General features: G+C 29.0%; 16 protein-coding genes and 1 other RNA gene. 2 read left to right on the top strand and 15 right to left on the bottom strand.

The window, feature by feature from the left end:
* Positions 1–8 precede the first annotated feature (8 nt).
* The 4 genes from recA to CXP39_RS02530 all read right to left on the bottom strand — a co-directional run bounded on the left by recA (position 9) and on the right by CXP39_RS02530 (position 2,360).
* Complete coding sequence (recA, locus tag CXP39_RS02515) at positions 9–1,007, bottom strand: recombinase RecA (RefSeq protein WP_027047991.1); 999 nt, start codon at positions 1,005–1,007, stop codon at positions 9–11.
* 84 nt (positions 1,008–1,091) lie between these two features.
* On the bottom strand, positions 1,092–1,562 hold the full coding sequence (locus tag CXP39_RS02520; protein ID WP_036256196.1) for a CinA family protein: 471 nt from the start codon (positions 1,560–1,562) through the stop codon (positions 1,092–1,094).
* Between the two features lie 39 nt (positions 1,563–1,601).
* Positions 1,602–1,935, bottom strand: an RNA gene (gene rnpB, locus CXP39_RS02525) — RNase P RNA component class B.
* A 62-nt stretch (positions 1,936–1,997) separates the two neighbouring features.
* A complete protein-coding gene (locus CXP39_RS02530) occupies positions 1,998–2,360 on the bottom strand; it encodes a DivIVA domain-containing protein (RefSeq protein ID WP_051591841.1) in 363 nt (120 codons plus the stop codon).
* Between the two features lie 59 nt (positions 2,361–2,419).
* On the opposite strand from CXP39_RS02530, the gene CXP39_RS02535 reads away from it, so the two are divergent.
* Complete coding sequence (locus CXP39_RS02535) at positions 2,420–2,920, top strand: Holliday junction resolvase RecU (protein ID WP_027047989.1); 501 nt, start codon at positions 2,420–2,422, stop codon at positions 2,918–2,920.
* On the opposite strand, the gene CXP39_RS02540 is transcribed toward CXP39_RS02535, so the two are convergent.
* From CXP39_RS02540 to CXP39_RS02575, 8 genes are all read right to left on the bottom strand, one after another.
* Positions 2,901–3,446 (bottom strand): DnaD family protein, encoded by a 546-nt coding sequence (locus CXP39_RS02540; RefSeq protein ID WP_027047988.1) that lies wholly within the window; start codon positions 3,444–3,446, stop codon positions 2,901–2,903. The two genes, CXP39_RS02535 and CXP39_RS02540, sit on opposite strands and share 20 nt — an antisense overlap.
* Positions 3,447–3,517: 71 nt before the next feature.
* A complete protein-coding gene (locus CXP39_RS02545) occupies positions 3,518–3,793 on the bottom strand; it encodes an HU family DNA-binding protein (protein ID WP_027047987.1) in 276 nt (91 codons plus the stop codon).
* A 45-nt stretch (positions 3,794–3,838) separates the two neighbouring features.
* Positions 3,839–4,840 (bottom strand): NAD(P)H-dependent glycerol-3-phosphate dehydrogenase, encoded by a 1,002-nt coding sequence (locus CXP39_RS02550; protein WP_027047986.1) that lies wholly within the window; start codon positions 4,838–4,840, stop codon positions 3,839–3,841.
* A 3-nt stretch (positions 4,841–4,843) separates the two neighbouring features.
* Positions 4,844–6,154: a ribosome biogenesis GTPase Der gene (gene der / locus CXP39_RS02555; RefSeq protein WP_027047985.1), complete on the bottom strand. Its 1,311-nt coding sequence runs from the start codon at positions 6,152–6,154 to the stop codon at positions 4,844–4,846.
* 1 nt (position 6,155) lies between these two features.
* Complete coding sequence (gene cmk / locus CXP39_RS02560) at positions 6,156–6,824, bottom strand: (d)CMP kinase (RefSeq protein WP_027047984.1); 669 nt, start codon at positions 6,822–6,824, stop codon at positions 6,156–6,158.
* A 15-nt stretch (positions 6,825–6,839) separates the two neighbouring features.
* A complete protein-coding gene (locus CXP39_RS02565) occupies positions 6,840–7,526 on the bottom strand; it encodes a hypothetical protein (protein ID WP_027047983.1) in 687 nt (228 codons plus the stop codon).
* Between the two features lie 92 nt (positions 7,527–7,618).
* The gene (locus CXP39_RS02570; RefSeq protein WP_027047982.1) at positions 7,619–8,491 is read right to left on the bottom strand and encodes an ECF transporter S component; all 873 of its coding nucleotides are present in this window, start codon (positions 8,489–8,491) and stop codon (positions 7,619–7,621) included.
* Positions 8,492–8,567: 76 nt separating this feature from the next.
* A complete protein-coding gene (locus CXP39_RS02575; protein ID WP_027047981.1) occupies positions 8,568–9,275 on the bottom strand; it encodes an ECF transporter S component in 708 nt (235 codons plus the stop codon).
* Between the two features lie 90 nt (positions 9,276–9,365).
* Here CXP39_RS02575 and CXP39_RS02580 point away from each other — a divergent pair, with 90 nt between their 5' ends.
* A complete protein-coding gene (locus CXP39_RS02580; protein WP_027047980.1) occupies positions 9,366–9,932 on the top strand; it encodes an inorganic diphosphatase in 567 nt (188 codons plus the stop codon).
* Between the two features lie 27 nt (positions 9,933–9,959).
* Here CXP39_RS02580 and CXP39_RS02585 read toward each other — a convergent pair whose 3' ends face one another.
* From CXP39_RS02585 to CXP39_RS02595, 3 genes are all read right to left on the bottom strand, one after another.
* Positions 9,960–10,778, bottom strand: coding sequence for a hypothetical protein (locus CXP39_RS02585; protein ID WP_027047979.1), 819 nt, complete (start codon positions 10,776–10,778; stop codon positions 9,960–9,962).
* Positions 10,779–10,846: 68 nt separating this feature from the next.
* The gene (locus tag CXP39_RS02590) at positions 10,847–11,560 is read right to left on the bottom strand and encodes a YebC/PmpR family DNA-binding transcriptional regulator (RefSeq protein WP_027047978.1); all 714 of its coding nucleotides are present in this window, start codon (positions 11,558–11,560) and stop codon (positions 10,847–10,849) included.
* A gap of 80 nt (positions 11,561–11,640) precedes the next feature.
* Positions 11,641–12,267 (bottom strand): deoxynucleoside kinase, encoded by a 627-nt coding sequence (locus CXP39_RS02595; RefSeq protein ID WP_027047977.1) that lies wholly within the window; start codon positions 12,265–12,267, stop codon positions 11,641–11,643.
* Positions 12,268–12,283: the final 16 nt, after the last annotated feature.

Genomic DNA, 12,283 nt, shown 5'->3' on the forward strand with positions numbered 1-12,283 from the left:
CTGTTGGTTTATTTGCTTAATTCACGAACCTTGGCCTCAATAGATTTCATTTTTTCAAGATTGTTATTCATTCAGTTACTTACTGCTTGTCTTCCTTGACCAATTTTTTCACCCTCATAAGAATATCAGACTCCAGACTTTTCAATTACTTTATACAAAGTTGCCAATTCTAAAATTTCATTATTGCGATCAATTCCTTGATTGTAATTAATAGTTATCAATGCTGTTTTAAATGGTGCTGAAACTTTATTTTTAACAACTTTAGCCTTAATTTTATTAGCTGTAACTTCACCATTAACTGAAATTTGTTCTCCTTTACGAACTTCTAATCTTATAGAAGAATAGAAGCGTAATGCACGTCCACCTGGAGTAATTTCAGGATTTCCAAAAATAATACCAACTTTTTCTCGTAGCTGATTAATAAAAATAACAACAGTATTTGTTTTTGATATAATTCCATTCAACTTTCGTAGTGCTTTAGACATTAGTCGTGCTTGTAAACCAATTGATTGATCACTCATTTCACCTTCAAGTTCTGCTTTTGGAACAAGAGCTGCTACAGAATCAATTACAATGATAGACAACGCTTCTGAACGTACTAGTAATTCCAAGATATCCAAAGCTTGTTCTCCATGGTCAGGTTGACTAACTAGAAGATTGTCAATATCAACACCTAAACGTTTTGCATAATTAGGGTCTAGGGAATGTTCGGCATCAATAAAAGCTGCAGTTCCTCCACTTTTTTGTGCTTGAGCAATAGCATGTAATCCTAAAGTTGTTTTTCCTGATGACTCAGGACCAAAAATTTCGATAATTCGCCCTTTTGGATAACCACCAATTCCGATTGCCTGATCTATTAAAAAGCTTCCTGATGAAATTGTTTCAATTGCGAGATCTTGATTATCTCCCAATTTCATAATTGCACCTTTACCAAAACTTTTTTCAATATCTTTTAAAACTGTTTTAAGAGTTTCGTTTTCTCAAATGTTTTGACTATCTTTGCTCATTTTTGAAAACTCCTTTTCTATTTAATAAGTTTATATTACTCATATTTTTCTCCATTCCAATAAGAATTAGAAAAAAAACAAAAACTATTGGAGAATTTCAATAATTTTTGTTAATACAAAGGCCACTGCTTCTTGTTTATATCTTTCTCTTGTTAAATTAGGTTTAAAAAATTTAAAGGTTCATTGCTTTCCTAAGTAATAAATCGTAATATAACTTAAACCAACTGGCTGATTTTCAAATGATGATGGCCCGGCATTCCCAGTAAAACTTACACATAAATTTGTTTTGAGTTTTTTATTTGTTTTAAAAGCCATTGCTTCAGCACATTCTTGCGAAATTACCCCATATTTTTTAATAACTTGTTTTGCTATTTTAATTTGTTTAATTTTAAATTCATTACTATAGCAGATAAATGATCCAACAAATACTTTACTTGCTCCAGCAACATCAGTAAAAGTAGAGCTAAACAGTCCACCTGTAAAAGATTCACAAGCTGAAATTTTTAAATTTCTTTGCTTAAGAATTTCAATAATTTGTTTTACATTAGTATTCATTTTATCACCACGACCTATTAAAAAATATGATGAGATTTTGATAATAAGCCACGTTTTGTACTGTTCCCAGTGTCAACCATCTATCTAGCTTTCGCTTCTAACTAATATTCATTTCTATTAGTTAAACTCCTCTACCAAAATTTGAGTTTCTTGCTTATGGGGTTTACCGCGTTCCATTTCCAGGTTTCCCTTTAATCGTCTCTGTGGCACTTTAATAACATCACCGTAGTTTCCCTTAGGTTAGTTAAGCCGTCAATATAAATATTGCCTAGTTTTATTTTTTCAACTAGCATAATCACTACAATCATCGCAGATTGTGCAAGCGTGGACTTTCCTCTATACTATCTTTAAAGTATAGCGATTGACCCTCAAAATCTCTTATTTATTTTATCTTATTATTATCACTTTTAATACTTTAAAAGAAATCAATTTAAATTATTTTTCACTTTTCATTTTTTTAATATTTTTATCAACGTCGTGCAATAATTTTTCAATATTGGCAATTCTTTTAATAAAAGCCCCGTTTGATACTTCTTCGATTTCTTTGGCATGACTTTCTGATTTCAGAGCTTTATTCAAAACAACTAAATCATTTTTTTCCTGAAGCAAATTTTGGTTTTCTTTTTGAAGCATTTGATTTTCGCTTTCAAGAATTTTTAGAGTTTCGGTAAATAGAATATAATCTTGACGAATAGTATCTAAAAAATCATCAACTTCTTCAATTCTATATCCTTTTAGTTCAACTAAAAATTCAGTCTCTAAGATTTCTTCTGCAGTTAACTTTGGATTTATTTTCATATTTTACCTACTTTCATAAATAATTTTAGCATTTTTCTAATTCTTATTGAGGTGAATAAATGCATCCTATTAACAATTTGGGCCAATATTTGGAAACCATTATTAACATTACTAATCAAAAATATTTGAAAGAAAAACTTTGTTTGGTGACAAAAATTCCCACAAATATTAATTTAGTTCAAACCAATAACAAAAAAATTATTAATGCCAATTTTAAAGAAAACTTTAATTGTGATTATATTGGCGTTTATCAAGGTCAATACTTTGAATTTGAAGCAAAAGAAACTTATCAAGACTACTTTGACTTCAAAGGGTTACGAAAAAATCAACAAACAAAACTTAGTTATGTTTGTTATTTTAAAGGTATTAGCTTTGTAATTATTTATTTTGGAAAATATGAAGAATTTTTTATTATAGATTTTTTAAAGATTAAAGAGTATGCAAATAATATCAAAAAACGCATTTCATATAAATGATTTGAAGAAAACGCTTATAAATTGTATTTAACATACGAACTAAAACTTGATTATCTTAAATTTCTTAATTGTCTAGTCAGTTAAATTTGGTGATCCCCTTTGGCTTATTGTTAATTAATTTGCCAATACGCTTAACAAACTCACTGTAAGTATTAATAGTGTCTTCAGAACCTAAAATTTCCAACAACTGTTTTTTTGAAACATTAACATTAATAATATTGGCCAGCTCTTTGATTTGCTCTTCTTCAAGTTCAAATGATAATTGGTCTTGAATTGTGGCAATAAAACTTTTATCCTCAAGAGCTAAATATTCTTGCTCAGAAGTTATCGCGAGTTTTAAAAACAATGGTGAAAAATCAATATTTTTTGCAACAATTTTAACTAATCCTTTTTCAATCATGTCTTCAATTTCATTTTCTATTTCTGTTTCGCTTAGCGTCATTTTTGTTGCTACTACTCTTGGAGTAACAAACTTATTTTCGCTTTTGCTAATATGCATAATCATTTTAACAATCATTACCTGCTTTTCATTTAAGTCTATTTTTTTATAGTTATCAAAAAGTAAATTATCCTTTGATATAACTCCTTTTTTTAGCAAATCTATTAACATATTTGTCTCCTTATATAAAATTAAAAGCAAAGGTTTTCAAACCCTTACTTTTAATTTTATATGTTTTTTTCTTATTTGTTTAGTGATTCTTTTAATTGTTTAGCTGGTTTAAATTTCGCACTTTTTGAAGCTTTAATAGTAATTTTTTCACCAGTGCTTGGATTAACACCTTCACGTGATGATCTTTCACTAATACCGAATTTACCAAATCCAGCAATTGATACTTCTTTTCCTGAAGCTAATTCGTTTCCAATTTTTTCAAAAATTGTATTAACGATATCTTCGCATTGTGTTTTTGAAATATCTTCATTAGTTAAAATTTCTTCAATTAATTCTTTTTTTGTCATATTTTCCCTCTTATCTAATTTAACTTTAAATAAATGTGTTTTTATTTAAACCAGATTCACATTTTTAAAAACATTATTTATCAGTGATATTGGCCTATTATTATTATATAGAATTTCATATATAATTTCGAAAAGCGAACTACTTATTTTCATTTTTTTGCAGATTTTATATGCAATTTCAGCAGATGCAACTCCTTCAACAGTATATTGGGTATTTAATAGTGCAGTTTTTGCGTCACCTTGCTCAACAATTGCCACCCCTAGTCTAAAATTACGAGATTTAACTGACGAAGCTGTCAAAATTAAATCTCCCAAACCCGCATAATTTAAAAAAGTTTCAACTTTTGCACCAAATTCTTTTGCTATAATGTAAATTTCATTTAATCCTAAAGTAATTAATGATGCTTGTGCATTATCTCCGGCTTTGAATCCACTAAAAATTCCCGCAGCAATGGCTACAGTATTTTTTAAAGCTGCTCCAATTTCACATCCCGCAATATCATCTCAAGGATATACGAAAAAATATTCATTTGTAAAAATTTTTGCATTTTCACTAGCAGCATTAATATCATCGCTAACTAACATTAACCCTGTTGGTTTTCTTTCAATAACTTCAATAGCTACACTTGGGCCATAAAGTGCTGTGTAGCACTTCATTAATCCTGTTCCAGCGAATTCTTTTTTAATAACATCTGATAGCAGACCCAATTCCTTGTCGTCAAGACCTTTAGCAGTATTAACAATAACCATTTCATTTTTACCATACTTTTTAATGTCCTGAAGTACGCCTCTGATTGCAAAAGAAGGTACTCCCAAAATTAAAATTTCGGTATTTTCTAAGGCTGCTGCAAGATCAGAAGTTGCTTTAATTTTAGAGTTAATTTTTATATTTTTAAAAAAAAATGAATTTTCATGATTGATATTAATATCATTTACTTGTGTCTCTTCAATTCCATACATCAAAACATTATGACCATTATCAGAAAGGACATTTGCCAAAGCTGTTCCATATGCTCCAGTTCCAATAATTGTGACGTTTTTATTCATAAATTATTTCCTTTCTCTAAATAGAAGTGTAATTGGTACACCATCAAATCCAAATTGTAATCTGATTTGATTTTCTAAAAAACGTTTATATGAAAAATGAACATAACTAGGGTTATTTACAAACATTACGAATGTCGGTAGATAAGCTTCAACTTGAGAACCATAATAAATTTTTAGTCTGCCACCATTGTGATTTGGAGCAGGATTAATTAATTGTGCCCTGTTCAAGACTTCATTAAATACTGAAGTTTTAATTTTTCTATTTAGTGCCTCCTTGACGTCTTCTACTGCTTCAAAAATTTTTCCAATTCGAGTTTTATCATGAGCGGAAACAAAAATAATTTTAGCATATTGTAAATATTTAAAATATGCTCTAATTTCATCTTCTTTTTTTAAAATTTGCTTTTCTTTATCTTTGACTAAATCTCACTTATTGGCAATAATAATAATTGGCTTGCGCTCTTCATAAGCCAATCCACCAATATTAGTATCTTGATCAGTAATTTTAACAGAAGAGTCAATCATTAACAAAACAATATCAGCGCTATTAATTGTCGTTAACGAACGCAAATAACTATACTTTTCAATTGTTTCAAATACCTTGCTTTTACGACGAATCCCCGCAGTATCAATTAATGTATACTTTTTCCCATTCACTTGTAAGTTAGAATCAACTGCATCCAATGTCGTTCCAGCAATTTCTGAAACAATCATTCGTTCCTCTCCAACTAAAGAATTGACTAAAGAAGATTTTCCTACGTTGGGCTTTCCAATAATTGCCATTCTTGTACGATCGTCTTTTATCTCGTCTTCAATTTTGGGCATTTCCGCAATCATTTTATCCAACAAGTCCCCAACTCCAATTCCATGAGTTGACGAGATCATAATTGGTTCTCCTAATCCAATAGACATATACTCATAAGCATCAGTTGATAAGCCTTTTTTATCATATTTATTAACGGCTACAATCACTGGTTTTTTAGTTTTATACAAAATTCGTGCAATTACTTTATCTTCGTCTGTCAGTCCATCTTGATGATTTAATAAAAATACAATAACGTCCGCCTCTGTCATTGCAATTTCTGCTTGAATTTTAATCTCTTTAGCAAAAGGCTGATCTTCAAGAGTAATTCCACCCGTGTCAATTATAATAAATTGACGAGTTAATCATTCAGCATTACCATAAATACGATCACGAGTAACTCCAGGAATATCTTCAACTATCGATTTTTTTTCACGAATAATTCTGTTAAATAATGAAGATTTTCCTACATTGGGTCTTCCAACAATAGCGACAATTCCTTTTTTTCTCATATTAATTTAATTCCATTTCTTTTATTTTTTTAACAACCATATCTACAACATTTACAATTGATAGATTTGAGTTATCAATAAATCAAGCATCATTTGTAAGAATTAACGGGCCTACTTCTCGATTTTTATCAGTAGCATCTCTTTTGATAATGGCTTGTTTAATACCTTCCAAGCTTTCATCAGTAATTCCTAGCAAAAGATTTTGCTCGTAACGTCGTTTAGCGCGAACTTCGATTGATGAATCTAAATAAATTTTTAAATCAGCATCTGTTAAGACAACTGATGTAATATCACGACCCACTTCAATAAATCCTCCACCCAAAACCATTTTTCTTTGAGCTTCAACCATCTTATTTCTAACTTCTGGAACTACAGTAATAAAATTAATATACTTAACAATGTCGTTATCTCTTAAGCGGTCTCCAATTTCTTTGCCATTTAAATATGGTTTGCCATTTTTAACTTGATAATTAAATTTTTCTATCAATCTTGTTATCTCTAATGTTGAATTAAAATCAATTTTCTCATTAATTGCCAATAATGTAAATGCTCTGTACATTAAACCGGTATCAATAAATTCATAACCAATAATTTCCGCTACCCGTTTAAAAGTTTCAGTTTTTCCAGACCCTGAAGTGCCATCAACTGCAACAATAATTTTTTTACTCATAATGAACCTTTCTTTTTAAACAAATATGGGAACTACAATTGCAAGTGCCATTACAACAATCAGTAGTGTTGCTGTAATTACATATCATTTTGTTTTGACTTTATAATTTTCACTCTTTTTTAAAATTTCACGAATATTTTTATAAACTGAATCTCGACCTTTTAAAAATACTTGCGAAGCTGGATTAGTCCCGATTTTCTCTCTAATTGCTTTAAATTCTTTCTCTGTAACATTTCTAAGAGCAATTTTCTTATCTCGATTCAATTCTTCCTGGTTTTTATTTTTTTGATTTTGCTCAAGTTGTATATTTCGAATATTTTCGTAAATGATTCGATTTTCATCAATATAAAAGTCATCATCAGAAATCAACTGCGATTTAATAATTTTATCATTATCCAGATTTACTTTATTAATGGAGTTCAAAATAATTTTGTCATATTGATTTTTTATGTTAATTAAAACTTCTGGATTAATAATATATTTTGACTTATCCTTTCCCAAATAAAATTTTCCAATATCAAATTCAGCCTTTAACTCATCATATATTTTTGAAAAATATTTTGAGTCAACAATGTTTAGGGTTGTCAAAACTGATGAAACATAACTATCCATATCATTGTAGTTTTTTAAATTTTCGATTTCCTGATTTGTATTAGCAATCAAAGCAGCATTACGTTCTTTTCTTGAAATAAATTCGGCCATTGCAACACCCCACAATATACATTCTATTTTATAACAATTAGAGTAAGAAAAAAACTAAAACCACTTAAATGTTAGGGTTTTAGTTTAAAACTTTATTTATAACGATGATTGATAATTCTCATTCTGCCCTCTATTAAAACAAACAGCACAAATGCAATACCGTATCGTAAGATATTTCATCCAAAAATAGCGAAAACTACTTTTAAATTAACTCCTGCAATCGTTTCTAACATTCCGTGATGGTCGTGATCATGATCGTGATCATGACCTGGTAAAAGTGGTGAGTTTGGTGAAACTTTACTTTGAATATATAAAGCTAGAATAAAACTTATTGTAGCTATAATTGCTACAACTAAAACAATAATTGGCATAGGCACTCATCTTTTAGTTTCATAAACTTTCTTATTTTCGTCACGATGAATTGGAGAGTTTTGAAAAATGATATAAAAAATTAATCAAACAACTCAAACAATTAAAATATTTTGAAACATATCAAGCATTGGCTGAATTCAACCATGTTCCATTCCATGAATTAAGTTATGCATAATGGGTTGAATTGCTCCTAACAATGAACTAAATAATGGCCCTAATGTGGCAATAGAAGTAACAACTAATACTATATCTAGAAATCTTGTTTGAATAAAAACTTGATCTCCCACAGGCAATGCCAAAGTTTCTAATAAAATATCTAATAAGCTGACAACAACTGATAGAGCTAAGAACACAGCTGTTAAAGAAATTTTAAAAGTTAAGTTCTTTTTTGAAAATTTAAAATGGTGTGATGGTTTGAATTCATCCTCCATATAATCATCATGATTTCCATACTCATCAAAGTGATGAATTCCATGATAATGATCTTTTTCACGATGTTTAAGCTTTTCTAGCTCTTCACCAGTTAACAATCTCTTATCTAAGTCACTTTTCAAGTGTTCCAAAACTTCTTTTGGGTTTTTTGCTTTTCTCATATTTTTTTCCTTTGCTATTTATAAAAATTATAAATAAGAAAAAATAAATGTAAAGCATTATTTATAATTTTTATAATTAAATTTTGTGAATCTTTATTAAAGTTAAAGCTATTTTATATATTGAGAGATATAAAAATAAATTTATTATAAATTTTACAAATGTCATCGAAACAATAATTGGATAAAATGTTTTTTTTATACTTTGATCAATTCCATATAGCTCTAGAATAAATAAGTAATTTATTAATAGCGCTAACGCTGATGTAATTAGGGCTACAAAAATTCCTATAAAAATTGTCAATATTAAAACTTTTTTTTGATTTGAACCAATATCATTAGAAACACGAGCAATTATAAATTTGCTTGTAAACAAGAACATTGCAAAAAATAACAAATATGTTCCATCAACTATTGCCATTGCTATTAATCCAACTGGTTCTGATCCTAGGATTAAACGCATTCAGACTCCAATTTGTAAAATAATCATTGCATAAAATAAATTCGACATTAACAACACAATTAAAATTACAAAAAATGAAACTTCAATTACGAAAAATCCGGAAATGGGAACTAATCCCATAACAAATTTAGAAAAAATTGACATAAGTATTTCTAGTGCCAAAAGTAATGCGAGATAGCTAATTTTTTTTGTAGATAGATTAAAGTATTCCTTAATTCTTATTTTAAAGGTGCGAGTAGTTATTTCTGCAAAATCTGCTTTATGTGTTCAAAATTTATGTTGAGAAATTGGTATATTAATATTTTCATCTTGAAGATTTTTCATACTCGCTTCCTTTCTGTAATAGTAATAATGTGATTATATCAAATACTTGTTTTTTATTGTAAAATATTAATTGAATGAAAGAGGTAGAATATGTCAAAAAATAATGTTATTGATATGATTGTTGAGATTCCAAAAGGTTCTTCAAATAAATATGAAGTCGATGGAATCACTGGAAGAATTAAATTAGATCGTGTATTGTATGGCGCTAACTTTTACCCAGGTGAATATGGAATGGTAGAAAATACTCTAGATTGGGATGGAGATCCATTAGATGTAATTTCTTTGTGTACTTACCCTACTTTACCAGGAGTGCAAGTAAGCGTCAGAATTTTGGGATCAATTAAAATGATTGATGCTGGTGAAATTGACACAAAACTTTTTGGAGTGTTTAACGACGATCCAAGATTTGCAGAATATATGTCACTTGAATCTGTACCCCAACATTTGAAAGACGAAATTGAAAATTTTTTCCTACAATACAAAGCATTACAAAAAAAATCAGTTGTAATTAACGGTTGAGGAAGTTTAGAAGAAGCAATCGAAGAATTGCATGAGTGTACTGAAAGATTTGAAGCTTATAAAGATCGTCTGGCCATTGATGGTGGACGTGAATCAATTTTGGCTGAATGAAAAGCACAAGGTTTAGGACAAGCTTAAAAAACGAACTAAATTAGTTCGTTTTTTTTACATATGTACAAAAGGGCCCAGTCATTTGCTTTGTTCTCAAAAAGTAGCAGTTTTCAATATTGGTACAAAAGGATACTTAATATCCTGAGCATAAGTTCTTGCAGCAATAAAATCTTTGTAAAAATCTTCCATGACCGTTTTTACTAAGCCAATAATTTCATTATTGTACTCATTTTCAATTATCTCTTTATAACGATAGGCAACTAAAAAATCAACTACCAAAATTGTTAGAAAACTGATCATCAGAAATCCAATAAATTTAGTCTTTCATAATCAGACAATTGTTTTTATCAATCAACTTTTTTCAGCTTCATTTGTGTATGTTGCGTGATAATTAATTCCAGTGAAAAAAACTCCGGTTTGTAAAATGTACAAAATCAAAATTGATCAAACTAAAATCACTGGAAAAATTATAACTGTCAGCTTGTAAATTAATACCTTGTTATCTTTTTGAGTTGTCTTAGCAGATAATCAAATACGTGCTATTAAATAATCCAACTCATATCCGACAGATTCAAATATTTTTTTTGAGATAATAATTTTCTTTTTCCTTTTATTAAGATTTTTAAAAATCTTAACATATTTGTCAGTTTCACTATAAATAATGTCATAGTCCCCAAGATTAAACATTGTCTTAAATTCAATTAATAATCGTTCAATATCAGAAGATTTTATAACATCATTATAAGTACTAATTCTAGGAACTTGATAGCTATTATAGCTTTTTGTAGTAACTAAGTAAACAAATAGTATTGAAAATAACGCAAATGTATCAACTATTCAGAGCACGATATTTGCATAAAAAACAGCTCCCATAAATTCACTTCCCTTTATTACATTATAAATTAAAAAAACACCCATAATGGGTATTAAAATTATTTATTTTACAATGCGGCATTGTGATAAACATTTTGAACGTCTTCAAGTTCATCTAAGCGATCTAATAAAAGTTGTAACTGTTTTTGAATTTCCTCGTTACTTATTTCAATATAATCATCTGTTGGAATCATTTTAGTTTCAGCAACTAAATAATTTTTAACTCCCATTTCATCCAATGAATGTTTAACGGTGCTAAATGATTTAAATGGAGCATAAACAACAACTGCAGTATCTTCTTCAACAACATCGTTTACATCAATGTCATTCATCATTAAGTTTTCTAAAGTTTCTTCTAGACTAAATCCCTCGAAAGCAAAAACGGCTGCATCCTGAAATAGAAAAGCAACTTTTCCCTCAGGATTTCCATGATTTTTGTTGAATACTTCACGGATATTTGCAGCAGCCCGATTAACATTACTTGTTAATGAATCAACAATGATAGCAATATTTCCTGGACCCATTCCTTCATAACGATTTGAAGTATACGATTCAGCATCTCCACCTTCAGCACGTTTTAAAGCACGCTGAATAACATCACTGGGAACTTGATTTGACTTTGCCTTATCAATAACAGCTCTTAATGAAAGATTGGAATTTGGGTCTGTTCCTCCTGCTTTAGCAGCCATATAAATTTCTTTAGCAGCTCTCCCGTTTACTGCTGATTTTTTTGCTGCTGTTTTTGCCATAGATGCAGCTCTAACTTCGTGGGCTCTTCCCATAATATATCATCCTTTCAAAGTTCAAATAATTCTTTCTAATTATAAAATAAAAAAGACCCTTATTATAGGTCTTAAAGTAATTATTTTTTTAAAGAAGGATCAATTTCATATATTTTATTTATGATTGTTTCCATTTTTTCTTCCATATCGTCTGTCTCAGCGTCAACAACAAAAAAAGGAAAATCATAAACGTTTTGATCATAAAACTCATTATAGTTCTTATTTAATAATTCTCAATATTGTCTGTCAACATCTAATTCAGATGAACGTCCACGCTTAGCAATTCTTTCAATGGCTTTATCTGTTGATACTTTAAGGTAAATTACAATATCAAATTTAACTCTTTCATCTGGAATTTTTAAATTTTCTAAGACAACATTTTCATAAAAGTCTTGATAAGTTTTATAATCAATATCATTAACATTACCTAAATCATAATTAACTTTCATAAAAATTGGATCTTCTAAAATTGTTCTATCAAAAATAATATCTTTTAATTGATGTGCCTGCTTTAATTGCTTTGATCTTGCAGCAAGCATATAAATTTGCATTTTAAATACTGTCGCTTTTAAATCTTTGTAATAGTCATCAAAATATGGATTTTCTTCAATAGGCTCAGGAAAAATTTCGTGATTCAATCTCTTGCTAATTTCTTCCGATACTGATGATTTACCTGCACCCACTGTTCCAAAAATTGCTATTCTCATTTTTTTATCTCCTTGT

The organism is Mesoplasma syrphidae, from assembly GCF_002843565.1.
Taxonomy (GTDB): domain Bacteria; phylum Bacillota_I; class Bacilli_A; order Mycoplasmatales; family Mycoplasmataceae; genus Tullyiplasma; species Tullyiplasma syrphidae.